At 34.5% G+C, this 25,499-nt stretch carries 23 protein-coding genes and 3 pseudogenes; 11 read left to right on the top strand and 15 right to left on the bottom strand.

Annotation, left to right across the window (positions count from 1 at the left end):
• The 9 genes and pseudogenes from M014_RS0103175 to M014_RS0103135 all read right to left on the bottom strand — a co-directional run.
• On the bottom strand, nucleotides 1-260 hold a 260-nt coding region (locus M014_RS0103175), incomplete at its 3' end, for a helix-turn-helix domain-containing protein (protein WP_026590414.1).
• 228 nt (nucleotides 261-488) lie between these two features.
• Nucleotides 489-794, bottom strand: a complete 306-nt coding sequence (locus M014_RS0103170) for a metal-sensing transcriptional repressor (RefSeq protein ID WP_026590413.1) — start codon at nucleotides 792-794, stop codon at nucleotides 489-491.
• Nucleotides 795-965: 171 nt separating this feature from the next.
• Nucleotides 966-1,787: an alpha/beta hydrolase gene (locus tag M014_RS0103165; protein WP_026590412.1), complete on the bottom strand. Its 822-nt coding sequence runs from the start codon at nucleotides 1,785-1,787 to the stop codon at nucleotides 966-968.
• Between the two features lie 18 nt (nucleotides 1,788-1,805).
• Nucleotides 1,806-1,955 (bottom strand): annotated as a pseudogene (locus tag M014_RS30545) (ABC transporter ATP-binding protein); the annotation flags it as partial.
• A pseudogene (locus M014_RS27765) lies at nucleotides 1,937-2,080 on the bottom strand (ATP-binding cassette domain-containing protein); the annotation flags it as partial. The pseudogenes M014_RS30545 and M014_RS27765, both read right to left, overlap by 19 nt.
• Nucleotides 2,081-2,095: 15 nt before the next feature.
• Nucleotides 2,096-3,118, bottom strand: a complete 1,023-nt coding sequence (locus M014_RS0103150) for a FecCD family ABC transporter permease (protein WP_026590411.1) — start codon at nucleotides 3,116-3,118, stop codon at nucleotides 2,096-2,098.
• Nucleotides 3,111-4,118 carry a FecCD family ABC transporter permease gene (locus tag M014_RS0103145; RefSeq protein WP_026590410.1) on the bottom strand — a complete coding sequence of 336 codons (1,008 nt, stop codon included), beginning with the start codon at nucleotides 4,116-4,118 and terminating at the stop codon, nucleotides 3,111-3,113. The genes M014_RS0103150 and M014_RS0103145 overlap by 8 nt, the downstream gene beginning before the upstream one ends.
• A gap of 22 nt (nucleotides 4,119-4,140) precedes the next feature.
• On the bottom strand, nucleotides 4,141-5,109 hold the full coding sequence (locus M014_RS0103140; protein ID WP_026590409.1) for an iron-hydroxamate ABC transporter substrate-binding protein: 969 nt from the start codon (nucleotides 5,107-5,109) through the stop codon (nucleotides 4,141-4,143).
• A 285-nt stretch (nucleotides 5,110-5,394) separates the two neighbouring features.
• Nucleotides 5,395-6,153, bottom strand: a complete 759-nt coding sequence (locus M014_RS0103135; protein ID WP_026590408.1) for an exodeoxyribonuclease III — start codon at nucleotides 6,151-6,153, stop codon at nucleotides 5,395-5,397.
• Nucleotides 6,154-6,338: 185 nt separating this feature from the next.
• On the opposite strand from M014_RS0103135, the gene M014_RS0103130 reads away from it, so the two are divergent.
• The 3 genes and pseudogenes from M014_RS0103130 to M014_RS26345 all read left to right on the top strand — a co-directional run bounded on the left by M014_RS0103130 (nucleotide 6,339) and on the right by M014_RS26345 (nucleotide 8,572).
• Entirely contained in the window at nucleotides 6,339-6,935 is a 597-nt protein-coding gene (locus M014_RS0103130) for a bifunctional transcriptional activator/DNA repair enzyme AdaA (RefSeq protein WP_026590407.1), read from the top strand.
• Between the two features lies 1 nt (nucleotide 6,936).
• Complete coding sequence (locus M014_RS0103125) at nucleotides 6,937-7,458, top strand: methylated-DNA--[protein]-cysteine S-methyltransferase (protein WP_026590406.1); 522 nt, start codon at nucleotides 6,937-6,939, stop codon at nucleotides 7,456-7,458.
• Nucleotides 7,459-7,468: 10 nt separating this feature from the next.
• Nucleotides 7,469-8,572 (top strand): annotated as a pseudogene (locus tag M014_RS26345) (DNA glycosylase).
• A gap of 193 nt (nucleotides 8,573-8,765) precedes the next feature.
• Here M014_RS26345 and pepT read toward each other — a convergent pair.
• Together pepT and M014_RS0103110 are read right to left on the bottom strand one after the other, a co-directional pair.
• Nucleotides 8,766-9,998, bottom strand: coding sequence for a peptidase T (gene pepT, locus M014_RS0103115; RefSeq protein ID WP_026590405.1), 1,233 nt, complete (start codon nucleotides 9,996-9,998; stop codon nucleotides 8,766-8,768).
• Nucleotides 9,999-10,246: 248 nt separating this feature from the next.
• Nucleotides 10,247-10,636 (bottom strand): VOC family protein, encoded by a 390-nt coding sequence (locus M014_RS0103110; protein ID WP_026590404.1) that lies wholly within the window; start codon nucleotides 10,634-10,636, stop codon nucleotides 10,247-10,249.
• A gap of 220 nt (nucleotides 10,637-10,856) precedes the next feature.
• Between M014_RS0103110 and M014_RS0103105 the strand changes: the two genes are divergently transcribed.
• Together M014_RS0103105 and M014_RS29870 are read left to right on the top strand one after the other, a co-directional pair.
• Nucleotides 10,857-12,053, top strand: a complete 1,197-nt coding sequence (locus M014_RS0103105; RefSeq protein ID WP_026590403.1) for a DUF2515 domain-containing protein — start codon at nucleotides 10,857-10,859, stop codon at nucleotides 12,051-12,053.
• Nucleotides 11,950-12,432: a CBO0543 family protein gene (locus M014_RS29870; RefSeq protein ID WP_231503890.1), complete on the top strand. Its 483-nt coding sequence runs from the start codon at nucleotides 11,950-11,952 to the stop codon at nucleotides 12,430-12,432. Before M014_RS0103105 ends, M014_RS29870 begins: the two co-directional genes overlap by 104 nt.
• Before the next feature lie 362 nt (nucleotides 12,433-12,794).
• Here M014_RS29870 and M014_RS0103095 read toward each other — a convergent pair whose 3' ends face one another.
• On the bottom strand, nucleotides 12,795-12,989 hold the full coding sequence (locus M014_RS0103095; RefSeq protein ID WP_026590402.1) for a hypothetical protein: 195 nt from the start codon (nucleotides 12,987-12,989) through the stop codon (nucleotides 12,795-12,797).
• 385 nt (nucleotides 12,990-13,374) lie between these two features.
• A complete protein-coding gene (locus tag M014_RS0103090; RefSeq protein ID WP_026590401.1) occupies nucleotides 13,375-14,766 on the bottom strand; it encodes an amino acid permease in 1,392 nt (463 codons plus the stop codon).
• A gap of 652 nt (nucleotides 14,767-15,418) precedes the next feature.
• On the opposite strand from M014_RS0103090, the gene M014_RS0103085 reads away from it, so the two are divergent.
• The 6 genes from M014_RS0103085 to M014_RS0103060 all read left to right on the top strand — a co-directional run bounded on the left by M014_RS0103085 (nucleotide 15,419) and on the right by M014_RS0103060 (nucleotide 20,389).
• A complete protein-coding gene (locus M014_RS0103085; protein WP_026590400.1) occupies nucleotides 15,419-16,813 on the top strand; it encodes a sensor histidine kinase in 1,395 nt (464 codons plus the stop codon).
• 241 nt (nucleotides 16,814-17,054) lie between these two features.
• Entirely contained in the window at nucleotides 17,055-18,119 is a 1,065-nt protein-coding gene (locus M014_RS0103080) for an ABC transporter permease (RefSeq protein WP_026590399.1), read from the top strand.
• Nucleotides 18,119-18,832 carry an ABC transporter ATP-binding protein gene (locus M014_RS0103075; RefSeq protein ID WP_026590398.1) on the top strand — a complete coding sequence of 238 codons (714 nt, stop codon included), beginning with the start codon at nucleotides 18,119-18,121 and terminating at the stop codon, nucleotides 18,830-18,832. Before M014_RS0103080 ends, M014_RS0103075 begins: the two co-directional genes overlap by 1 nt.
• Before the next feature lie 233 nt (nucleotides 18,833-19,065).
• A complete protein-coding gene (locus M014_RS0103070) occupies nucleotides 19,066-19,437 on the top strand; it encodes an HsmA family protein (protein ID WP_026590397.1) in 372 nt (123 codons plus the stop codon).
• Nucleotides 19,438-19,494: 57 nt separating this feature from the next.
• A complete protein-coding gene (locus M014_RS0103065; RefSeq protein WP_026590396.1) occupies nucleotides 19,495-19,893 on the top strand; it encodes a DUF2871 domain-containing protein in 399 nt (132 codons plus the stop codon).
• 13 nt (nucleotides 19,894-19,906) lie between these two features.
• A complete protein-coding gene (locus tag M014_RS0103060; RefSeq protein ID WP_026590395.1) occupies nucleotides 19,907-20,389 on the top strand; it encodes a CcdC family protein in 483 nt (160 codons plus the stop codon).
• Between the two features lie 325 nt (nucleotides 20,390-20,714).
• Here M014_RS0103060 and mutL read toward each other — a convergent pair whose 3' ends face one another.
• Nucleotides 20,715-22,658, bottom strand: coding sequence for a DNA mismatch repair endonuclease MutL (gene mutL / locus M014_RS0103055; RefSeq protein WP_026590394.1), 1,944 nt, complete (start codon nucleotides 22,656-22,658; stop codon nucleotides 20,715-20,717).
• Between the two features lie 8 nt (nucleotides 22,659-22,666).
• Nucleotides 22,667-25,336: a DNA mismatch repair protein MutS gene (gene mutS, locus M014_RS0103050; RefSeq protein WP_026590393.1), complete on the bottom strand. Its 2,670-nt coding sequence runs from the start codon at nucleotides 25,334-25,336 to the stop codon at nucleotides 22,667-22,669.
• Between the last annotated feature and the right edge of the window lie 163 nt (nucleotides 25,337-25,499).

Raw genomic sequence — 25,499 nt, 5'->3', positions numbered from 1 at the left:
ATCATGAATATAGCCGCTGTATCCATTAACGATATACCCGATTGAGCCATAAAATTTAGTACGTTTAGGTTAAACTCTACGGTGTAATTTGTATAGACCTCGTGTAAACCTTCTTCTCCATGGAGTTCGTATAAGCGCAACCAGTATTGAAATTGCGCCTTTGTAATATGCATCTGTTTTGCATATTTTGCTTGAGAAATTGTTTTTGGATTAAATCCTTGAACGAGCTTTAACCTTGAATCCTTCGTAAATTTTGTCATAAAAAAACTGCACCTCCAATTGTTAGACTATGTCTAACAATTGGGGTGCAGTTCATTTATGAGAAGGCTTTTTTATGTTTAAATTGTTATATTCTTCGTTTATACTCTCTATTTGATAAAATTAACCCGGCTACAAAAAGCTTGTTTGGTATATTGATTCTTCAAATTCTCAAATTCATATCGATCAAAAAATAAAAAACAAGCTAGATCCAATACCAGCTTGTTCTATCATGCTTTTGAAAATCGTTCAAAAACTTTCATTAACTCTTCAATTGCTTCATCCCCATTACCATCTTTAATAGCATTAGAAACACAATGATTTGTATGATTTTTTAGAATACCCATGCCAACCTTCTTCATTGCTGCATTAATAGCTGAAATCTGTACTAAAATATCAACACAATAACGATCATTCTCAATCATATTTTGGATACCACGTACTTGCCCTTCAATTCTCTTTAACCGATTCATAATTTGTTCTTTTTCTTTATCCGATCTATGAGTAGTAGCTGCCTCATTTTCATTATGATTCATTTGATCACCTTCTTAAAGTTTCTATCGTATTAACAAATAGATTTCTATAACAATCCCATTCGATTTCAATCTATATGTAATAACATCTAATCGGAGTATAACACTTATAGCGTAAAATATACATACAGACTAACCAAATCAAATTTTCAAGCGATTCATTAAAAACAATGATCAGAGTATATTACTCACAAATCTCAGCGCTTTACTTAAAGCGGTTGGCACTACCGATGCATGATTCTCTCCCTCGGCTTCATAAAATACGAATCGAAATTTATTATGTTGCAAATTCAGTAAACGCTCTGATAATGCATTAGCATCTCGAACCATATGATCTCTTTCTAATGCTCCTACTGTAAGAAAGACTCCTACTTCCGTGCTTGCTCTTTTTAATTTGTTTATAAATTCCGCTTCCCTCTCAAGAACAGATTGGTTATTCCACCAAATAGATGGACTACTTATGAAATAATTTTGAAAGGCATTTGTATTTGTAAACAATACATGTAAAGCAAATAGTCCACCGAGTGAATGTCCAAATATTGTTTGTCTTTCTCTATCAATCTCAAAATACTTTTCAATTTGCGGCTTCAATTCATCTTGAATGAATTCTAAAAATTCATTCCCTCCTCCTGATTTAGGCCATGGTTTCCCATCAGGTTTCGGTGGTGCATCTACTGAAGGTGAAGAAGGAGTAAAATCGTAGCATCTTTCAGAGGCTGCAAAACTTCCTTCTATCGGATAACCAATGCCAACAATAATCGATGGTGCAACTCCAGTTTTTTCCGCTCTTACTGATTGAATCTTAATAGCCTCTTGGAACGTTTGGAAAAATGCATTACCATCTAATACGTAAATAACAGGGTATCCGGAGGCAGGAGCTGGTTGCTTCGGCTTTGAAATATAAATTTGATATTCACGAGTCCCTGTTTTCGAATCCATCTTCCATTGCTCTGTATTTGAAATAGTAACATCTTTTTTTTCAATACTAGTATTCATGTGATTCCCCCGCTTTGATCATTTTAACTCGTTATATATTTCGGCATTTTCTTCTTGGAACACGCTATCATAACCGAAACATACAGGAGCTCCATTATATGGTTCTATCATAACGCGTACATCAATTTGAAATACATTTTTTAACACTTCGTTTGTAATAATGTCGACTTCCCAAAACCATTCGGACCAATAATTGTAGTGAATTTTCTTTTTTGTATTTCTACATTCAAATCACGAAAAACTGTGAATTTCCCATAGCTTATTTCTAGGTTTTCAGCGCTTAGAACATTCACTTTCTATCACTCCTCTTACGCCTTTGATTTGTATAACAGATATAGGAAATATGGTACACCAATAATTGAAATTACAATCCCAACCGGTAACTCAGCTGGTGTGAAAACCGTTTTCGCAATAAAGTCTGAAGCAATCACGAGTAGCATTCCAATTGCACCACATACAGGAATTACATGATTATGATGAATGCCGACCAGACGCTTCGCAATATGTGGTGCCATTAGACCAATAAATCCAATGCTCCCTGACACAGAAACACAAGCACTCACTAATCCAATACTGCTTAATAATAAAATCGATTTTTCTCTTTCTACTGAAACTCCTAAACTTGTTATAATCGTCTCTTCCAATTGAAATAAGTCAAGCAAATACGCTTTTCTTTTGATAATTGGAATTAAGATAATGAGCCATGGCAACACAGCAATAATATACTTCCAGTTTGCATTATATATACTTCCCGAAACCCACACAGTAGCCATTTCAAAGTCAGTTGCTTTCATTTTCAATGATAAATACATAGAAAATGCTCCGAAACCCGAACCTATTGCAATTCCTGTTAACAACAGACGCTGGGAATCTAACTTTCCATTTCTCCAAGAAAACATATAGATGAATATAGCGGCTCCTAAACCACCAACTAAACCAAACAAAGGCATCATCATAATCGAGATCCAATCTGTACCTTTTACTTGTCCTTGAAAGAAAAACATAAAGATAACTATCGCCGTTCCTGCCCCTGCATTAATCCCTAAAATACCTGGATCTGCCAGGCCATTTCGTGTAATACCTTGCAAAACAGCACCAGCAATTCCGAGACCTAATCCTACTAATCCCGCAATTATAATTCTAGGAAGTCTAAAATCAAATATAACTAAATCGTGTTCCGGAGCTGGATTAATTCGTAATAATGTACGAATTACATCTGTAATCGCAATATCAAATGTTCCATTCGTTAAACTAATATAAATTACGCTCAAAATAAAAAAAATAATAATGCTCATTGTTATGATATAACGCTGAGTTGAACCTCTAAGCATGTTTCTCTCCTCCCCTCTTTCCAATTAAATAAAGGAAGAAAGGAATTCCGATTAGGGAGGTAACGACTCCAATTGGTGTTTCGAATGGATAATTGACAAACCTACTAATTACATCACATACAGCTAAAAAGATCCCGCCTATTACACCAGCACATGGAATTACCCATCTATAGTCCATTCCAATTAAAAAGCGGGTAATATGAGGAATAATTAATCCAACAAAACCAATTCTCCCAACTAAAGCAACCGCAGTGCCTGTTAAAAACACAACTGAAAGAATTGCTACTGCTTTTATAAGTTTTGTCCGTTGTCCTAAATTGATAGAAACCTCTTCACCTAATGAAAGAATTGTAATGGACTTTGAAATAAAAAGCGCCATAATAATCCCAGCAATCCCAAAAGGAATAGCTAATTTTAGTATATTAGGATCAATTTGATGCAATTTTGCATTATACCAAGAGCTAATATTTTGAGACACCTGAAAATAAGACGCAATTGCTACTGAAATACTACTTAAAAAGGTTCCAATTACAGTTCCTATAATCGCTAATCGAACTGGAGATAATCCATTTCGAAGCAATGAGCCAAAACCATAAACCATTCCAGCTCCCAATGCTGATCCAAACATAGAACATAAAATCATATTTATCGAAGACATTCCGGGAAGAAATACCATGCAAAGTGTAATAACAAAAGCCGATCCATCTGTCACTCCCATTATAGAAGGGGATGCAAGATAGTTTCTTGTCATCCCCTGCATAAGTGCTCCTGATATGGCTAAAAATGCTCCTACTAATAAGGCTCCCACAACCCTTGGTAAACGGGAAGTAACAATAATATTATGATTTACATTTCCTGAATCAAAATGGAACAATGCATTCCAAGCTGTTGTAAAATCAATACTCTTCGCTCCATATAAAATAGATAATAAGATTGTTAATACAATCAATATGGGAGCTAAAAATAAAATAATCATTGGTACTGAATTTATTTTTCGCATATTATTCAACGCACCTTACTAGTTAATTAGCTAAATTTTTCTCCGCAGCTTTTAAGAAAGCTGTTTTACTCCAAGCAGTACCACCTTGTGCCATTGGATCAACAGAATTTACAAATACTTTTTTATCTTTTACGGCTGTAATACTTTTCCAAATCGGGTTACTTTGTAAATCCTCTAACGCTTTTGGATTATCTTTATTTTCGCTTCCTTCAAATTGTAAGAAGATATAATCTGGATTGATTTCAGCGAATTTTTCTAAAGAAATCGCTTCTTGTGCTTTTACAGATTTAATTTGTTCTGGAACAGTTAATCCCAAATCTTTATAAATAACGGGATTGAAGTATACGCCTTCCGGATAAAGATATAGGCTACCAGCTCTCAGCCTTACTACAAGAACTTTTTTATCTTTTAATTTATCCCCTATTTTTTCTTTAGCTTTTGTAGCATCTACTTTATAATCCTTAATAATTTTTTCTGCTTTATCTTTTTTGCCTGATAACTCTCCCATTAGCTTTAAGTTTTCTTCCCAATTTGTAGAAATATGTGATACTGGGAATGTTGGGGCTACCTTCGCGAATTTCTCAGCTGCCTCTGGTGGAAATTTTGAACTAGATGTAATTACATCTGGTTTTAATTGAAGTAATGTTTCAAAATTGGGTTGCATTTTCTCACCAACAGATTTTGCACCCTCTAAATCTTTTGCTAAATACTCAGGTAACTTTCCACCTACTGTAATTGCCCCTACTGGCTTAATACCAAGTACCGCTGCATCTTCCATTGATTCTAAGCTAGCAGTTACAATATTCTTTACTTTTGCAGGTACTGTATATTCTTTACCTAAGTATGTAATCTTTTGTTTCTCATCTTTCTTCGTTTCAGCCGCTTTTGATGCTTGCTTTTGTTCTCCTGAACTCTTATCTGCACTGTTACAGGCTGCAAGACCTACGCTTAATACTGTAACCATTCCTAGCGTAAATAATTTCTTGTTCATACTAATAAATCCCCTCTCTTAATTTATTTTATTTAAATATAATATTTTAATAATTATTATATTAATCTCTGTATTTCCCATAAAACCATCTATTCAATATTAAAGCTCATTTATTTCACTTCCCCTAATAACATATTATTTACCACTTAACTAATCGATAACGATTATCATTATCGATTATATAGTTATAAACAAATTATTTCAAGAATGATTTGAAAAATTTTAACAAAATAAATAAAAAGTCGTGTCTATCCTTCATCCAAGATAGACACGACCTCTCTTTTTCTAAAATTCCATATTCAATTCCACAGGACAATGATCTGATCCTATTACTTCAGTATTAATTTTCGCTTCAACAATTTGACTTTTTAATCTTTCAGAGACAACGAAATAATCTAAACGCCAACCAATGTTTTTTGTTCTTGCATTCATACGATAAGACCACCATGAATATGCCCCTTCTTGATTAGGGTATAAGTAACGATATGTATCGATAAACCCCTCATCAAGAATCCGGGTAAACTTTTCTCTTTCTTGATCTGAAAATCCCGGATTTTTCCGATTTGTTTTTGGATTTTTCAAATCAATTTCTTTATGTGCTACGTTCAAATCGCCACAAAAAATAACTGGTTTCTTTTGATCTAAGCGCTTAATATATGATAAGAAAGCATCCTCCCATTTCATTCGATAATCTAGACGTTCCAATCCCCGTTTGGCATTTGGCGTATAGAGCGTTAGCATATAAAAATCTTCAAATTCTAATGTAATTAATCTTCCTTCTTGGTCATGCTCTTCAATCCCTAAGCCATATGTAACAGAAAGCGGTTCTTTTTTTGTAAAAATAGCAGTTCCTGAATATCCCTTTTTCATAGCATAGTTCCAATACACGTGATATCCTTCAGGATTTAAATCAACTTGTCCACTCTGCAATTTAATCTCTTGTAGACAAAAAATATCTGCATCTACTTCTTCTAAGTATTCTATAAAACCACCTTTTGCAATAACTGCTCGTAAACCATTTACATTCCACGAAAGAAATTTCACTTTTTGTTCCTCCTCTTGCTGCTTTTGCATGCTATCATACTTGTTCTATGTTTTTATTTTCTGCTTACATGCTAACACAAACGAAAGAGACTATCATTTTTTCATCTTTGTAATCTTGCTCTTACATTCTTAAATGCGTACATGTGTACTTCTTTCAGGATATACTAATTTCGGAGGTGATTCCTATGCAAAATGAAAGATTACAATTAGAAACAAGCGTAAACAATTTGACGGATGAACGTTGGCAAGCAATTGTACACAACGATTCTTCTTATGATAACAAGTTTCTTTATGCTGTCAAAACGACAGGGGTTTTTTGCCGACCATCATGCAAATCTAGAATACCAAATAAAAACAATGTACGAATTTTTCTCAATGCACAGCAAGCATTATCCGAAAAATTCCGTCCATGTAAACGCTGTAGGCCAAATGGAATGAAGTTACCGGATGAAGATTGGGTGACACAAATTATAGATTACATTAATAAAAATTATCATGAACCATTAACCCTCGAAATACTAGCAGATATGTGTCATGGCAGTCCCTATCATTTACAGCGTACTTTTAAGCGAATCAAAGGTATTAGCCCATTAGAATATATACAACAAATAAGGATTTCCGAAGCTATGCAGTATCTTACAAATACAAATCAAACCATTATAGAAATAAGTTTTGCTGTGGGCATACCCAATACTGCACATTTTGCAACATTATTTAAAAAGAAAACGGGGTATACCCCTACTGAATTTCGAAACATTAATCATATAAACGAGGTAAAATAACATGGCATCTAAAACCAAACAAACTATATATTGGACGTTATTTATTCATGAAAACTGGCATATGTATATTGCCGCAACATCAACTGGACTATGCTTTGTAGGGTCTCAGCATCAAACTTTGGAAGAGTTAACAACTTGGACGAAAAAACGGTTTCCGAAACATACTCTCATTCAAGACACCTTAAAGCTACAACCATATATACAAGAACTAACAGAGTACCTAGACAAAAAACGTGAAGTATTTACATGTCCCATTGATATTCACGGAACACCTTTCCAATTAGCTGTTTGGAATACATTACGTGAAATTCCTTATGGAAAAACCTATTCCTACTCAGATATTGCAGAGCTTATTCAAAAACCAAAATCAGTACGCGCTGTAGGCACCGCAATTGGAGTCAATCCTTTACTTATTACAATCCCTTGCCATCGTGTGATTGGAAAGAATGGGAAACTATCTGGCTTTAGAGGTGGATTAGCAATGAAAAAAGAATTGTTAACCTTAGAAAAAATATTATTGTAGGTGGTTGAAAATGAAGAATGTTACAATTCCTCTTGAATGGGATGCCCCTTATTTTATAGGCAACGAAACAATAAAAAACTACTGTTTCCCTTGGTGCGAACAAAAACCGTCCCCAAGAAACAATCGCAAATTTAAATTTAGAAAAGAAGCTGAACAAACTGGTTATCTGCCTTGTAGAAATTGTTGTCCTGGGCTTCCATATAGAGCATGGCAAGACGATGAGGAAAGCATAACAGTAATTGTTCCAAAAGAATTTAGCTTTGAACAAAATTTGCACTATCTTTCACGCTCCAAAAATGAATGTATGTTTCACATTGAAAATAACAAAATTTATAGAGTTGTTCCGATTGAGGGAGAAAACCCGTTAATCGAAATAAGTGTAAATGATGAGGGAAACATCCATGTTCGCTTTTTAGGCGATGGGATACCACCTGAAAAATGGGTTCGTGCTGCAGTGGCGAGGTATGTAAGAGAATGGTTTGATTTAGATACAGATTTAATCCCATTTTATGATTTAGCAGAAAATGATGTACTTCTGTCTAAACCAATCAACGAATATTATGGGCTTCGTAATATGGGAATTCCTGATTTATTTGAGGCACTCTGTTAGGGGATTCTTGGTCAACAAATCAATCTTGGGTTTGCCTATACATTAAAAAGACGCTTTGTTGAATCCTTCGGCGAATATATCGAATGGGATGGACGTAAATATTGGATATTTCCAACACAAGAGGTTATCGCCAACCTAGCAGTAGAAGATCTAACAGAATTAAAAATAACCCTCAGAAAATGTGAATATCTTATTGGTGTCGCAAAACTCATGACACAAGGTTCCCTAAGTAAAGAATTGTTCATAAAAAGCGACCTAAAAAATGCTGAGAGAACATTACTCAACATACGTGGTATTGGACCATGGACAGCAAATTATGTTTTAATGCGTTGTCTAAGATTCCCGTCTGCTTTTCCAATTGATGATGTTGGCCTACAAAATGTGATTAAACTTTTAACAGAATCAGATCAAAAACCAACAAAAGACGAAATAAAAGAGTATGCTTCAGCATGGAAAAATTGGGAATCCTATGCAACCTTTTATTTATGGCGAGTCCTGTATTAAATTTTTCAGCACAACAATAGATAGGTTCATATTATAGATGAAATTTATTCTTATTTATAACGAAACTCCCTTTCCTTAAAATACCTTATGTATTCCACATATAGACAAGTACATCATCAATATACCAAAAACTCACAATTGAGAAGTGACAAACGGAAGAAATCCGGGTAGCTCCTATTACCCGGATTTCTTTTTATGCCTGCTCTTCAAATAATCGTGCTATTTCTATAATAACCTGAACAGCCTTTTCCATATTCTCTACAGAAACGTATTCAAATTTACCGTGATAGTTTTCACCACCAGTAAAAATGTTTGGGGTTGGCAAGCCCATATATGATAATTGTGATCCATCCGTTCCCCCACGAATTGGTTGAATATTTGGTTCAATATCAAGTTTTTTCATCGCCTCATACGCAATATCAACAATTTCTCTGACCGGTTCAATTTTCTCAAGCATATTATAGTACTGATCATTCATCTCAAGAATAATATTTTCCTCACCATACTTCTCTTGCATCTGCTTCGTAATATTCGTAATTTTTTCTTTACGAGCCTCAAAGTTTTCACGTTCAAAATCTCGAATGATGTAATGAGATTTACTTTGCTCCACATCACCATTTACAGAAATGAGATGATAGAAACCTTCATATCCCTCTGTATATTCTGGTGCTTCTTCTACTGGTAACTGCGCATGAAACTCCATCGCTAACTTACTTGCATTGAGCATTTTATTTTTTGCCGTTCCAGGGTGCGTATTATTTCCTTTAAAAATAAGTTTTGCACCTGCAGCATTGAAGCTCTCATACTCCAATCCTCCAAGTGGACCTCCGTCCATTGTATAAGCGAAAGATGCTCCAAAAGCCTTCACATCAAAGTGAGATGGTCCACGACCGATTTCTTCATCAGGCGTAAATGCCACTCTAATCTTTCCATGTTTAACTTGTGGGTTATGTAATAAATAATTCATAGCAGTCATAATTTCTGTAAGGCCAGCTTTATCATCAGCACCAAGAAGCGTTGTTCCATCGGTCGTAATTAAAGTGTGACCTTTATATGATGGTAATTCTGGAAATTGTTCTGGATTTAAAATAACATTCAATTCCTTATTCAATGTGATTGCCTTACCATCAAAATTCTCATGAATTTGTGGTTTCACATTCTTCCCTGTAAAATCAGTTGCTGTATCTAAATGAGCTAAAAAACCAATTACAGGAACATTTTTATCTGTATTAGCTGGAAGTGTTGCCATAACATAACCGTTTTCATCCATCGTTACTTCCGTCAAACCAATTTGTTTTAATTCTTCAACTAGTAATTTCCCAAACTCAATTTGCCCCGGTGTTGATGGTACTGTATGACTTTCTTCATTCGATTGTGTATCTATCTTCACATATCTAGTAAATCTTTCTATAAGCTCTTGTCTCAACTTATTTCACTCCTTTTTCATAAATCTCTCTTTATTATAATCCTCAAGACAAAATATTTTAAAGTTTTTGACTGTAACTAAATTATTATTTCTGTCACATTTCGTATGTTGTCTCCATTGAAAAACACATGCTCTTCCTTAGTTAAAGCATAAAAATGTAAGAGTCTATTTTGAAAACAATACCATCAAAGTAGACTCCTATTATATTTAGATTATTATTAACGGAAACTTGGAACAAACAACTACTTTTATTTCTCTATATGCATAAGTACAATTCTCCATCCATCAGGATCTTCTATCGTAATCCCCTTTTCTTTCCAGTATGGATTTTCTGGTTCAACTTCATAGTGCCCCATTGCACGTAACCTATTATTTACTTTTTCAATTTCACCTTTATCCGGTATATAGAATACAAGTAAATTGTCTTTTGTTGGAGCTAGACATGGGCTGCCATTTATATGCCTCGTAAATTCTAAATGATATTCTAAATCAGGTAATCCAAACATAACCCCATCATATCCTTCATGATTATGAAACTCACCGATACGTTTTAAACCTAAACCTTCTTCATAAAATGCAATAACTTCTTCAAATTTATCTGTCGGCCGCGCAATTCTAAACTTGACCCAGTTCTTCATACTTTTCTCTCCCTATAAAATCTCTTTACATTCTTATTTTTAATATAAGTGAATTCAATGTTCATTACATCCCCCATTAGTACGAAGATAAGCGAATATATAAAATGCAAATTACTTGAAATACAGAGTACTACACATTAATTTATACTTTGCGTAATAAAATAGTAATAACCATTCTATCAAACTACTTTTTAAATCCATGTTAATGGGAGGAACTGGTATGTATAAAAACGATCGAGAAAGAAAATGGAACGGTCCTTCCAAAGCCAAAGCAATCCCACTTTCTCTTTTAGAAGTAAAAAATGAGCTGAAGAAAAAAAGTAAACTCAAACAAATTCCTATTAAAACATGTAAATTAACAAAAGAAGAGAAAATACTAATTCGTGAAATTAAAGAGCGAACAACACAACTAAACAAAAATAATGTGACGAGAACACGCGCTTATTATCAGTTTTACCTTCACCATCCTGAGATACACTGGGCTCTCCTTGGACATATGGTATCGCGTAATGGTGGTTGGAATATGACAGATTTAAAAGGAGATTTATACACAAAACTATTATCGGAAAAAGATCAACTTACCTATTTCTCTTTTTTAGAGCGGGGAAACTGGTTAATCTTCCAAGATGTGTATCCACAATTTTTACTATATGAACAAAGTCTCAATAGATCTAAAACTCTCTTTTACCTTCTTCCCTATCTCAATGTCTCAACGTTTATGGAAACGATGTGGAACCATTTTTGGAAAACGGACAATCGCTATACATTAACTATAGCAATGATTATTAACGAACAAAGCTATTTAGAAAAAAGAGTCATTCAAAATGACCACTTTAAAAAGACCGTACTAAATAGCGTTGGCTTTCAACTCTTTGATTTCTTCCATTTTAATCATATCCTTTTTCCATACTATGAGGATGAGACCAAACAAAAAACATCGCTATTTGGTGATACAATGAAGCACTTCACCTCCTTACATGAACGGATTTTACTAGGCAAACGTTTGTACTCATTATTGTTTCGTAATGAGAAAACCTTATCAAAAGTAATAAATTGGGCTCATGATCATCCACATACTGCTTCACGAAAAGACTACTGGCCCCATTTATTTTCTGATGTAAATGAATCATTTTCTCGGGAATTTTATAAACGAAGAACAAAAAAATGTCAGCTCAGAAAAGGTGCAAAGCGTTTATACAGTCCTCAATTAATATATGCATGGAAAGATTTAGATCATGAAGATGCCGAGAAAGGAGACTGGTTTGAAGATTGGCATATCGTAGACTATTTCATTGAAAAGGGAGAAAATATAAATGGAAAGATCGAGGATAACTATTGCAAAACACTTGAAAAAATTGAACTTGCAATTCTTACGAAAAAAAACATCCTTCTCCGAGATGAAGAAACTGAAAAGTAATTATCTACCGTTTGTAATTACGATAATTCTTTCTTGTTTCATCGGAACATATTTAGACTTTCTATTTGTTAGCAAACAAATGTACACATTCCCAGTCAGGCCATTTCCAAATACATTTACAATTAATGTAGCTTTTACATTATTGATATTGCCAGCCTTTACTGCTTTATTCTTGCTCATAGCAAAGAAATTATCTCCATTTTCAAGAATTCTATTTATTGTTTCAATAGGTGTTTGCGCAAATATATCAGAGCAGATTGCTGAAAATGTAGGATTATTCACCCATAGTAAGAACTGGCATCATTCGTATTCCTTGTTTGGTTATATGCTTTTCCTGTTCTTCATATGGAATTTTTATCGATGGTTAAAAACGAAATGACGATATTACAATATAGAAAATTACATATTATTAATTAACCTGCGAGATTACTGTTCGTTCTAATTCCCTCCCTTATCAGCAGTCTTATTATCGATTGAATTAGAATTAAGATGTTAACCTTTTTGAGTTATACACTAAGTATTTCCCTGTTTGAATTTAGCATAGTTTTCCCCGTTCATTCCCAACTATGAATATATTTACTCATTCTACAATGTGAATAGTGGTAACTATACATATATACAAATTGAATGCCCACTATTATAGGAATCGAGCTTCTTTAGGTTAAAGAATGATGGCTCTCAATCTTTGTAAAAATACACATTCCATTTCATTTAGGCTACCACTTATCGAAAATTGAAAGACTACAAAACAGTAACCGCATACCACTTAACTCCTATGAGAAGACTTAAAACTAGGACGATATAAATAGCAGACAAGTTCGTCACATTCTGCTTCGTGGACTGACCGTAATGATCTTCCGCGTTTCTTGCAACTAACATCGTTCCTAAAAGTGATACAATTACAATAATAATAACTAATGAAATTGCAAATTCCATTGGCTTTCTCTCCTCTAAAACCAGTCTATTTGAACAGAAAATCGAACCGTTCAACTTAAAAAATTTTATATTTTTGGATGAGAACATAACTAAGAACCTTAAAGCATACTACCTTTCTCTATTATAATAAGGGATGTTTATTCAAGAAGGACCATCCACTTCTACAATTTTTTGCTCATCCACTTTACAAGTGAAAACTGGTATTTCTCAGTAATTACTATCACTAAAAAAATTAAAAAAACAATACAAAAAAGCAAACAACCTAATGAGTCTTTCTCATCGGTTGTTTGCTTGATATGAGCTCTCAAATACATTTAACCTTTTATTCCTATATCAAAAATTTTTAATGTCATTAATAAGAGCAATGCTTACCAAACGACGCGAATTAACGGTTAATAACTTCATTCTCTGTCTGAACATCAACTGGAACACGTTTTCCTATTCCAAAAGCATAAAAACTAATGACAACGATTGCTAGGAAAACGATACCTACAATAAGTGAAATTCGTGTATCTTCATTGAACCACATACCGATTAATACCATAATTAAAAAGGCAATCGTTAAATAATTTGTAACAGGCGCAAAAGGCATTTTGAACGGATGATTTTCCATTTCAGCTCCTTTTGCTTTTCTGAATCGAATTTGACTAATCAGGATGACAAACCACGGAACCATACCAGGAAGTACACTCGCGCTGTATACATACACGAATAAGTTTTTTGGTGCAATATAACTTAAAACAACGCCAACTGCTAAACCAATTAACACACCAACCGTACCAAATAAAGGTACACCGTTACGAGAAATTTTCGCAAAGTATTTTGGCGCTTGTCCATTCACCCCTAATGTATAAAGCATACGTCCTGCACTGTAAATACCACTGTTACAGCCAGACATTGCAGCTGTGATTACGACAAAGTTAATTAGTCCAGCTGCTGCTGTAATCCCAACTTTCGCAAAAGTTGCCACAAACGGGCTACCAATTGAATTTAGTTGATCCCAAGGATAAACAGTTACAATAACAAAAATTGCACCAATATAGAAGATTAAAATACGCCAAATCGTACTTTGAATTGCTTTTGTTAACGTTTTTTTCGGATCTTTTGCTTCGCCAGCTGTAATCCCAATTAATTCGACACCTTGATAAGCCCCAACCACTAGTGATAAAGCAAAGAAGAATCCTGACCAGCCACCTGTAAAGAAGCCGCCATTTTCCCAAAGATTAGATAACCCAATTGCATTCCCTCCGTTACCCAATCCGAAGAAAATAAGTCCAAACCCTGCAATAATCATTAACATAATGGTAACGATTTTAATCATTGCAAACCAAAATTCAAACTCACCAAATGATTTAACAGAAATTAAATTCGCCGCACCAAGAATCACCATTGTGATGATACCTGGCACCCAAGCAGGTAGATCTGGGAACCAGTACTGCATATATGCCCCAACCGCTATAATTTCTGACATTCCAACAATTACCCACTGAAACCAGTTACTCCACGCCGTCATATACCCTGCTAATGGATGTATATACTTATGGCCAAATGTCGCAAATGAACCTGTTCCCGGCTCTACATACAACATTTCTCCCATCGCACGCATAATAAAAAATATAAAAATTCCAGCAATCGCATAAGCAAGCATTACTGATGGGCCTGTCCATTGAATCGTGCTGGCCGACCCCATAAATAAACCAACACCAATTGTGCCACCCAAGGCAATCATTTGAATGTGACGCGCTTCTAATCCCCTTTTTAGTTCTTTATTTGCCACTCCATTTCCTCCTCATCCACTATTCATAAGCGAGATACAATACTACAATTCCTATTAAGTAAAAAATAATAAGCAAGCGTCACTTTTTTTCTCTCTCTGAAAAGCTGCCCCTAAAATCCTTTTACTCCCCTTCGATCATTCGCAATAATCAGAAAAATAAATCCATCTTCCTTTCATCATAAAATTACAAAATTACTTATTTTATAATAATTTATCTTTCTGAGAAATACAATTATTTTTTGAAAAATTATTATATACAAATTATTAGAAAATAATAACTATATTGGTAATTTAAAACAAAACTACAACCCCCAAAAAATCATATCATTCACATTATAAATGAACTAAAAAACTTAATTGTAATAACATGTTCATCTTCTGTTCATAAACATTTCTTATTCTACAAAAGTGAAAGGAGGAACACTTATACTTATTACATTTTTGACTTTGTTGGATTTTTCAATCTCTTATATCATTTGTAGCCATCATTTTTATAAAGTGAAACTTCCATCAGTTGGATTTTTCCCCTTATCCCCTACTGTTCAGTCACATGCCAGCAGTCAACTCCCTCCTATCTTCTGTGTTTTCTCAAAATCTTGATACGGAGGACTTACTTTCAAAAAATAGAACGATAAATTAGAGGTGAAAAAATATGCGCTCGTTATATTCTAGATTTGTTATCATATCAGTTTTTATTATGCTGGTTAGTAGTATATTGGCATTTTTACTTACAAATGTATATTATCATGTTTATTTAAAGCCATATAACAGCGAGAAAATTTTAAAATATGCACAAGAAGTAAAATATTTATATGAGAAAAATACAGAACAAAATAAAGATGATTATTTACAGTCTATTTCTAACCTTGGCTTTGAAGTCTACTTAGTAGACGATAAAAAACAAGGCAAGCGGTACAGTGATAATTTTAAGAAAATGAATATTAGCGAAGAGACACTTGAACATGTATTAAAAGGAAATATATACAATGGAATTGCAACGTACCCGAATCGTTTATTTGCTACTGGCTTTTTTGATAATACACTTTTAAATAGTATTGGGATTCCTATTGAAAACAATGGTAAGGGTTATGCGCTATTTATTCGTCCGGATATTCAACATCAATTTGGAGAATTACGTATTTTCTATGCTGTTTTATTAGGGCTGATTATTATAATTAGTCTAATTTGTATTGCGGTAGCTACACGCTTTGTCGTTCGCCCTATTCAAAGATTTACACATGCGACAAAAGAGGTTGCATGTGGTAACTATGATTTAGCACTACCAGAAAATCGCAAAGACGAACTTGGTACACTTGCAACTAGCTTTCGCAAGATGGCCCAAAAATTGCAGAATGTAGATCGGATGCGACAAGAATTTGTTTCGAATGTTTCACATGAATTTCAGTCTCCCCTCTCATCTATTCAGGGATTTTCCAAGACATTACAAACAAATGATTTAACGGTAGCGGAACAGAAACATTACTTAGAAATCATTGAATCAGAAAGTCGCCGATTGTCCAGTTTATGCAAACAATTATTAATGCTAGCTTCACTTGATAAACAAGATCTTACTTTACTTAAACAGCCTTTTAATCTAGGAAAGCAAATAAGGGATATTATTTTTATGCTTGAGTGGGAATGGAGAACAAAAGATCTTGCAGTTGAAATGAATGTTCCTAACATGCAAATTTACGGAGATGAAAACTTGCTCTATCAAGTATGGACCAACTTGTTTACCAATAGTATTAAATTTACAGAAAGTGCTGGGACAATTTCATTTGAAGCGGAAGAGCTAGACACAGAATGGCATATTTCGATTACTGATATGGGTATTGGTATACCCGAGAATGAAGTAAAAAAAATATTTGATCGATTTCATAAAGTTGATACTGCCCGAAATAGAAAAGTAAATGGCAGCGGATTAGGTCTTTCTATTGTAAAAAAAGTGATTGACCTTCATGAAGGAGCAATAACCGTTGATAGTGAGCTTGGAAAAGGAACGACCTTCTCTATTTACCTTCCGAAACAACAAGAAGGAACTATATAAATCCATTTTAATTATTTCAACATATAAGTCGTTGCTATGTAGAATAAAAAGCTTTCTCTCTGACCGCTTCTATGCGTGGCCAGATGCTCTTGCTCACCTAAAAACAGGGGGGGATGTCGTTACTTCAGTTTGTATTTATATATAAATTGTAGACTCTTCTTTTGTAACCTGTTGTTCATATTCCGTTCATATTTCCTCTTTATGATAAGAACATAGAACAAAACAAGGAGGAACGAACCTAATGTTTTTAGCACTTAAAGAATTAAAACAATCGAAATTACGATACGGATTAATTGGTACAATCATGATGTTATTATCATTTCTTGTACTTATTATATCAGGTCTAGCAAATGGTTTATCACATGCTAATGCTTCTTCTTTTATCGAAATGAAAGCAGACAAGTTTATAGTATCAGATGATGTAGATGGTAAATTATTACGCTCCCAAATCAAGAAAGAAGATGTAGATAAAGTATTAGCACAGGTTGATGCAAAAGATGCTGTTCCGATGCATATTAAAGTGGCGACATTTGAAAAAGAAGGAAACTCAAATAAAGTTGATGTTGCCATTTTCTCAAGTAAACAAGATTCATTCATTGCCCCAAAAGTTATTGAAGGAAAAAACGGTACGTTAGAAAACAATGAAGTTGTTGTTGATGAATCTATCAAGCAAAAAGGGATCAAACTTGGAGATGAGCTAGTAGAACCTATTTCTAAAAAGACTTTCAAAGTTGTCGGATTCTCGCAAAATCAAATGTTTAGTCATTCACCTGTTGTTCATATGAATGAAAATGCATGGGATGCTATTGCACTTCCACATCAAAAAGATTACAGTGTAATTGCTCTAAATACTGATAAAAAAATCGATAATGCAAAAGTTATTGATAAAAAAGAAGTATTACAAAGTATTCCAGGTTATAAAGAAGAACAAGGAACATTAACGATGATTATTGGGTTTTTACTTGTAATTTCAGCATTGTTAATTGGTGTTTTCTTCTATGTCATTACATTACAAAAAACACATCAATTAGGTGTATTAAAAGCAATCGGAACAAAAAACTCATATTTAGCAAAAACTTTAGTTGTACAATCTATATTCTTAACTGGCGTTGCTCTTATCATCGGCATTGGCCTAATCTTTGCTGTAGAAGCTATTCTACCAGCTAGTATGCCGTTCTTATTAACAACAACAACAATCTTGCAATATATAGGTGTCTTTATCTTAATTAGTATACTGGGTACACTAATTTCTCTATATCAAGTATTGAAAGTAGATGCATTAGAAGCAATCGGAGGTGGCATGTAATGGTAACAGAATTAAAATGGGATAACTCATCGTCATTATTAAAGTTGGATCAAGTAAGTAAAGTATATGGCGCTGGAGATACAGAAGTAACTGCTCTGCACCCAATTACATTAGATGTAAAAGAAGGCGAATTTATCGGTATTGTTGGTCCATCTGGTTCAGGAAAAAGTACATTGCTTTCCATTGCAGGGGCACTTTTATCTCCTTCAAAAGGAAATATCTATGTTTCTGGTCAAAACATAACAAGTTTATCAGAAAAAGAAATGACCGATATTCGTTTAAGAAAAATTGGATTTATATTTCAATTTGCAAACCTCGTACCTTTCTTAACAGTGAAAGAGCAACTCTTATATATCGCTAAGTTAAAGGGAGAAGATAAAAAAGAAGCTGGTAAATTGGCAGAACAATTACTGAACACTTTTGGATTATCACATCGAATGAATCATTATCCAAACCAACTTTCAGGTGGGGAAAAACAGCGGGTAGCCATTGCTCGTGCATTTATGAATAATCCAGATTTAATTTTAGCTGATGAACCTACTGCTAGTCTTGACTCAAAACGTGCTAGAGAAGTAGTTGAACGAATGAAAGATGAAGTTAAGAAAAATAAAAAAGCAGCGATTATGATTACACACGATGAAAAAATGCTTGATGTATGTGATCGAATTTTAACACTTCGCGATGGAAAATTACTACGAGAAAACGAAGTGTAAGAAAACATGTACAATAACAGTAGTCTAAAAAACTTTCTTATCCCTAGTCAAATAGGAAATAAGAAAGTTTTTTTCATTAACAGCACATTTTAATTTTTTGTTTACATCACAATTGAATCCCAATATAATAATTCAACAAACTTCATATGTAATATTGCGTTCATATTCTATTCATAATTCTCATGTAACATATTTTATATAAGGAACATGGCAGTTAGAAAGGAATGATGAACGTGTTGGCATCTGCTATTACATGTATTACAGCTGCACTCATTTTTTATACAATTGGCGTATGGAGTGAAAAATTCCAAAAGACATTAAAACCTTGGCATGTCGTCATTTTTTGGCTCGGACTCGTATGTGATACACTCGGAACGACTTTAATGGAAAAGATGGCAGAAGCAGGATCCCTATTCAGTTTCCACGGAATCACAGGTCTAGCAGCCATTTTACTGATGTTATTCCATGCTGTTTGGGCAACAATTGTGTTAATCAAAAAAGATACAAATATGATGACAACATTCCACAAGCTAAGTATTATCGTCTGGTTCATTTGGCTAATCCCATATATTTCTGGCCTTATATACGGAATGACAAACCACTAATAATCGCAGCCTACTATCCAAAAATAAACATTGCTAATGCTACCTAGGAGGTATATGATGAAAAAGTTATATAATGCAGCATTCACTTATTTAATTATCGGTTTATTATCAGGTGTATTTGCGAGAGAATATTCAAAAGCGCAAGGAATTCAAGGTACTACATCGTTATACAAGTTGCACACACATGTGCTAGTTCTTGGATTTTTATTCTTCTTACTCGCCTTTGCCCTATCAAAATCATTTGCATTCTATAAAGAAAAAAGTTTTAACATCTGGTTTATCCTCTATAATTTAGGATTAGTTTTAACAGTTGGTTCAATGGCGGCCCGCGGACTCCTTCAACTCAATGGGGCTGATTTTAAAGGGTTAAGTCATATTGCGGGAATGTCTCATACGATCATTGGTGCCGCTCTCGTTTGGTTTATGATTCTATTAAAAAAATCGTTCAAAGGATAAAAGGAGGTCAAACATGAGCTTAGCTGTTTTATCAAGTATCATTGCTCTGTGTATGGCTGTTGGAATGATGTTTCTTCGCTTAAAATCAGCAAAGAAACCTGTAACACTTAAAAAAATTGTACTCCCTCCAATTTTTATGAGTACGGGAGCATGCATGTACTTCTTACCAGAATTTCGCTTAACATCATCTGAAATTCTCGAAGCAGTTATTGTTGGTTTATTTTTCTCTATTTTTCTTATTAAAACATCAAAATTTGAAATTCGCGGACAAGACATCTATTTAATACCTTCTAAAGCATTTATCTTTATTTTAGTCGGTTTACTAGCTGTCCGCCTCGGTATGAAAGAATATTTAAGTCAATCAATTGATTTAGGACAATTAAGCGGTATGTTCTTCTTACTCGCTTTTGCGATGATCGTCTCTTGGAGAATTGGAATGTACCGTTCATTTATAAAATTGCAGCGGGAAATACAGTTTGTAGACAGAAGCCTTTAATGGAAAAACACATCTCTAAATAACCTGAGCCTGATACAATATCGGACTCAGGTTATTTATTTTCCTTTAAAACCGTTTATGAATGTATAGATGAGCTTCACACATACTTCCTATACATCATCTTCCTATCAATAGTACCCTTATTGTAAAAATAAATATCGCAACAAACAAAAAAGAAGCGATTTATTTTATCACTTCTTTTTCTTCACCTAATATTCCCTCGAAATAACAGACAAAAAAATCTATTATTGCATGTCCATTCCATCTTTCCTATTCACTACTTATTTTCATTGCAATAAAGGTAATTTCCCTCAACACACCTATCCTACATCACCCGTTTAAACATCTTTTCCAGTTCATACGTCGAATGATGTACAAGGATCGGTCTACCATGTGGACATGTGTAAGGATTTGTTGTTGTGCGCAATTCTTCTAGCAAAGCAAAAATTTGATCGTTCGTTAAATATTGATTTGCTTTAATCGATGCTTTACAGCTCATCATAATGGCTGCTTCTTCACGCAGTTTTTTTATATCAACTTTTTTTAGCTTTACGACCTGCTGCATCATTTCGTCTATGATTTCTGTTTCCTGACCTTTCGGGAACCACGTTGGATGCGAACGAACAATAAAGGATTGGTGGCCGAATTGCTCTAGGAACAATCCTACCTTTTTCAATTCTTCTAATTGTTCTTCGACACGTAGGAATTCAGTAAGGGATAAATCAATACGATATGGTACAAGTAACTCCTGTACTTCTTGCCCAACTTGACCTACTTTATCACGGAAATATTCATAATTGATTCGCTCTTGCGCCGCATGTTGGTCAATCATATATAACCCTTTATCATTTTGAGCGAAAATATAAGTTCCGTGCATTTGTCCAATTGGATAAAGCGGTGGTAAATCGTTTCCGTTCATTTTAATCTCTTCGATCTCTTGAATCTCTTCTTCTAATTCCTCTAATTCAAAGTCTTCTTCACTGCTATCCCATTCTTGTTCTTCTTGAGCCTTTTCTTCAATTAGCGATTTAGAAGTTGGTTGCCAACTTTCTTCTCTTACAAGTGATTGTGGTGGCTGCCATTCTTGCTTCGGCTGTTGCCAAAGTTGCGGCGCTGGCGTTTGTTTTATTGTACTTACTTCTTGCTTCTCATCCATCCCAGTTGGTAAGACGATATTAGGCATTGGTGGTTCTTTTGGTTTTGTATGTTCAAAATGAAATTGCTCTTGTACACTTTCATCTTTTTCTTTTTTCTTCGTTGTAACACCAGCATCTGGAATGAGCTGCACTTTTTTAAACGCGTCTTGCAATGTTTTTTCAATGAGTTGCAGTAACTCCTGTTCTTTACTGAAGCGCACTTCTAACTTAGCTGGATGAACGTTAACATCTACTAACATTGGGTCCATCTCGATTGATAAGAAACCAATTGGATAGCGGCCAACTGGAAGCAATGTGTGATACCCTTGCTGAATAGCTTTCATTAATACATAATTCCGAACGTAACGACCATTTACAATCGTTGACATATAGTTACGAGATGCTCTCGTTACTTCAGGTAGCGTTACATAACCACGAATCGTAAAATCTAATGATTCTGCTTCAATTGGAATCAATTTTTTCGCAACTTGAATACTGTAAATGGCTGCAAGTACTTGTCTTACATCACCATTCCCAGAAGTGTGTAGCAGCTTCTTCTCATTATGAAACAATTTCAAAGATACTTCTGGATGGGACATCGCAATACGATATACAATGTCTGTAATATTCCCAAGCTCTGTATGAATTGTCTTCATATATTTAAGGCGCGCTGGTGTGTTAAAAAACAGGTTTTGAACCGTAATATCTGTCCCTTTACGGCTCGCTGTTTTTTCCTGCTTTATAATGTCTCCACCTTTAATAATAAGATGTGTACCTGGTGCATCTCCTGTGCTTGTGATTAACTCTAATTCACTAACAGATGCGATACTTGGCAATGCCTCACCGCGGAAGCCAAGCGTTCTGATACGAAACAGATCATTTTCATCTTTAATTTTGCTTGTTGCATGTCGTTCAAAGGCAACAATACAATCTTCCTCAACAATGCCATCTCCATTATCAATGATGCGAATTTTCGATAATCCAGCTTCTTCTAAGTGGATTTCAATAGATGTACTATTCGCATCGATGGAATTTTCGACAAGTTCTTTTACAACTGAAGCAGGGCGTTCGACTACTTCCCCTGCTGCAATTAAGTTAGAGAGTTGGTCATCGAGTTTGCGAATTTTCCCCATCTACTTACTCATCCTTTCTTTAACTTTTTTTGTAAACGATACAATTCATTTAATGCTTCTAGAGGCGTCATATCAAGTAAATCAATTTTTTTAATTTGTGTTAAGACAGCCGTTTCTTTTTGATCCAGTACAGGGTTTTCTTGTTTTTTAGGAGATTGTTCTGCCGCAAAGAACGAAAGCTGTGATTCTGCTTCTTCGTTCTTCTCTGATAGTGTCTCTACCTCTTCTTTTATTACAACTGGTTCTTGTACCTTTTCTTCTTGAATTTTGACTTCTGCACGTTTCGGAATAATGATTTCCTCTTGTCCTTCTAACTGCGCTAATACTTCTTTTGCACGAGCAATTAAACTATCTGGAAGCTCCGCAAGTTGTGCAACATGAATACCATAACTTTTATCTGCTGCACCGTCTTGAATTTTATGCAAGAAGACAACTTTTCCGTTTTCTTCAATAGCCGAAACATGTACATTTTTAAGGTGTGTTAAACTTTCTTCTAACACTGTTAATTCATGATAGTGTGTCGAGAATAGCGTCTTTGCACCAATTTGATCATGAATATGTTCAATAATTGCTTGTGCAAGTGCCATACCGTCATACGTAGATGTACCACGGCCAATTTCATCAAATAAAATTAAACTTCTTTCTGATGCATTCGCAATTGCATTTTTCGCTTCTAACATTTCAACCATAAATGTACTTTGACCTGAAATTAAATCATCTGCTGCACCAATTCTCGTAAAGATTTGATCGAAGACTGGTAATACAGCTTCTGTTGCTGGTACAAAACAACCGATTTGCGACATAACAGTAACAAGTGCTAATTGACGCATATACGTACTCTTACCAGACATGTTTGGACCTGTAATTAAAAAGACATCCATATTTTCTGGCATCACACAATCATTCGGAACATACAATTTGCCGTTCAATACTTTTTCTACAACAGGATGGCGACCATCTTTTATAAAGATTTCACGTTTATCTGTTAAAACTGGTTTTACAAATTGTTCTTCTTCACTCACTGTCGCGAAGCTTTGCAGTACATCTAGTTCACTAATAACTTTCGCTAGATGCTGTAATTTCGGAATAAATACTTTTACTTCTTCACGTAGTGAAGTAAACAAATCATATTCCAGCTGTACAATTTTTTCCTCTGCCTCTAAAATCAATGTTTCTTTTTCTTTTAATTCATCTGTAATAAAGCGTTCCGCATTTGCAAGCGTCTGTTTGCGTTCATAACGCCCTTCTGGGAGCGAAGCGAGGTTTGCCTTTGTCACTTCAATATAGTAGCCGAAAATACGGTTATAACCAATCTTTAATGATTTAATTCCTGTAATATCACGCTCACGTTTTTCAAGTTCTGCAATCCACGTTTTTCCGTTCTTACTAACATAGCGATATTGATCTAACTGGTCATTATAGCCATCTTTTATAATATCACCGTCTTTTATAGAAAGCGGTGGATTTTCTTGAATACTTCGGCCTAGTAATTCTGTTAAACTTTCACATGGATCAGCGCCTTGAATTAATCTTGCTGCGTAAGAATTGTCTAATAAACTAATCGCCTCTAAAATAGCTGGCACTTGCAGAAGTGAACGTCTTAATTGCAGTAAATCACGTGCATTTACATTACCATATGCAACTTTCCCTGCTAAACGCTCTAAATCATACACTTCTTTTAGTTTTTCTTTTAAATCTTCACGTAAGAAATAGTCATTCACAAACGTTTCAACCATTTCTAAACGTTCCTCAATCTTTTCTTTTTGTATAAGCGGGCGTTCCATCCACTGTTTTAACATACGACCGCCCATCGCTGTTTTTGTTTTATCTAATAGCCATAATAAAGAGCCCATTTTTTCTTTTGTTCGAAGTGTTTCTGTTAACTCTAAGTTACGCTTTGAATGTACATCAATTTTCATAAATTGATTTGTATAATAAATATCTACAGGCTGCAGATGATCTAATGAACGTTTTTGTGTTCTTAATACATAATTTAATAATCGTCCTACTGCTGTAACTAATTTCGTTTGGGTTACATTTCTCACAAGATGCTCTAATCCTTCAGGAACTTTCGTTTCATCTTCATAAGAGATTGTCATCTTTAATGTTTCTGTCAACTTGTTTAGCTCATCTTTTGAAAATGTGGAATCTACAACAATTTCTTTTGAACCTGTTGCGTATACTTCCAACAAGACATCTTCTACAGAACCTGTTAACAATGTTACCGTATTTTGTCCTGTTGTTAAATCATTACAAGCTAGTGCATAAGAACCATCTTCAAAATGAGTTAACGCTGCTAAGAAGTTATTTTCTTTCTCATCAATTGTGCGCCCTTCCATCATCGTTCCTGGCGTAATCAATTGAACAACTTCACGACGTACAACACCTTTTGCTGTTTTCGGATCTTCTACTTGCTCACAAACCGCAACCTTATATCCTTTTTCAACGAGCTGTTCAATATAATTTTTTGCTGCATGATACGGTACACCACACATCGGTATACGATCACTACTCCCACCATCTCGGCTCGTTAATGTGATTTCAAGCTCGTGCGCTGCTTTAACCGCGTCTTCAAAAAACATTTCATAAAAATCACCTAATCTAAAAAATAAAAAGGCATCTTGATAGTCTGCCTTGACCTTTAAATATTGTTGTATCATCGGGGTATACTGAACCATTTGTTTCCTCCATACTTCATAAAAATGTGCTATATATTTATATGCCGCACTTCACGGACACTCTCATCTCCTCTTTTGGGAGTCTCTCTTCATTATAGCACATTTTTATCTTGAAACATGTTCATTCACATCATGTAAAAAGCTAGGAAGAGTTTCTCCCTAG

Origin of the sequence: Bacillus sp. UNC437CL72CviS29 (assembly GCF_000482345.1) — a bacterium.
Classification (GTDB): domain Bacteria; phylum Bacillota; class Bacilli; order Bacillales; family Bacillaceae_G; genus Bacillus_A; species Bacillus_A arachidis.
Note: the sequence above shows the minus strand (reverse complement) of the source record. Positions and strands in the feature narration are given on the sequence as shown.

Excerpts from the sequence above, each read along its gene's own strand:
- M014_RS0103170 (WP_026590413.1), bottom strand. The coding sequence starts at position 794 with ATGAATCATAATGAAAATGAGGCAGCTACTACTCATAGATCGGATAAA.
- M014_RS0103165 (WP_026590412.1), bottom strand. The coding sequence starts at position 1,787 with ATGAATACTAGTATTGAAAAAAAAGATGTTACTATTTCAAATACAGAG.
- M014_RS0103150 (WP_026590411.1), bottom strand. The coding sequence starts at position 3,118 with ATGCTTAGAGGTTCAACTCAGCGTTATATCATAACAATGAGCATTATT.
- M014_RS0103145 (WP_026590410.1), bottom strand. The coding sequence starts at position 4,118 with ATGCGAAAAATAAATTCAGTACCAATGATTATTTTATTTTTAGCTCCC.
- M014_RS0103140 (WP_026590409.1), bottom strand. The coding sequence starts at position 5,109 with ATGAACAAGAAATTATTTACGCTAGGAATGGTTACAGTATTAAGCGTA.
- M014_RS0103130 (WP_026590407.1), top strand. The coding sequence starts at position 6,339 with ATGCAAAATGAAAGATTACAATTAGAAACAAGCGTAAACAATTTGACG.
- M014_RS0103125 (WP_026590406.1), top strand. The coding sequence starts at position 6,937 with ATGGCATCTAAAACCAAACAAACTATATATTGGACGTTATTTATTCAT.
- M014_RS0103110 (WP_026590404.1), bottom strand. The coding sequence starts at position 10,636 with ATGAAGAACTGGGTCAAGTTTAGAATTGCGCGGCCGACAGATAAATTT.
- M014_RS0103105 (WP_026590403.1), top strand. The coding sequence starts at position 10,857 with ATGTATAAAAACGATCGAGAAAGAAAATGGAACGGTCCTTCCAAAGCC.
- M014_RS29870 (WP_231503890.1), top strand. The coding sequence starts at position 11,950 with ATGGAAAGATCGAGGATAACTATTGCAAAACACTTGAAAAAATTGAAC.
- M014_RS0103095 (WP_026590402.1), bottom strand. The coding sequence starts at position 12,989 with ATGGAATTTGCAATTTCATTAGTTATTATTATTGTAATTGTATCACTT.
- M014_RS0103085 (WP_026590400.1), top strand. The coding sequence starts at position 15,419 with ATGCGCTCGTTATATTCTAGATTTGTTATCATATCAGTTTTTATTATG.
- M014_RS0103080 (WP_026590399.1), top strand. The coding sequence starts at position 17,055 with ATGTTTTTAGCACTTAAAGAATTAAAACAATCGAAATTACGATACGGA.
- M014_RS0103075 (WP_026590398.1), top strand. The coding sequence starts at position 18,119 with ATGGTAACAGAATTAAAATGGGATAACTCATCGTCATTATTAAAGTTG.
- M014_RS0103065 (WP_026590396.1), top strand. The coding sequence starts at position 19,495 with ATGAAAAAGTTATATAATGCAGCATTCACTTATTTAATTATCGGTTTA.
- M014_RS0103060 (WP_026590395.1), top strand. The coding sequence starts at position 19,907 with ATGAGCTTAGCTGTTTTATCAAGTATCATTGCTCTGTGTATGGCTGTT.
- mutL (WP_026590394.1), bottom strand. The coding sequence starts at position 22,658 with ATGGGGAAAATTCGCAAACTCGATGACCAACTCTCTAACTTAATTGCA.
- mutS (WP_026590393.1), bottom strand. The coding sequence starts at position 25,336 with ATGGTTCAGTATACCCCGATGATACAACAATATTTAAAGGTCAAGGCA.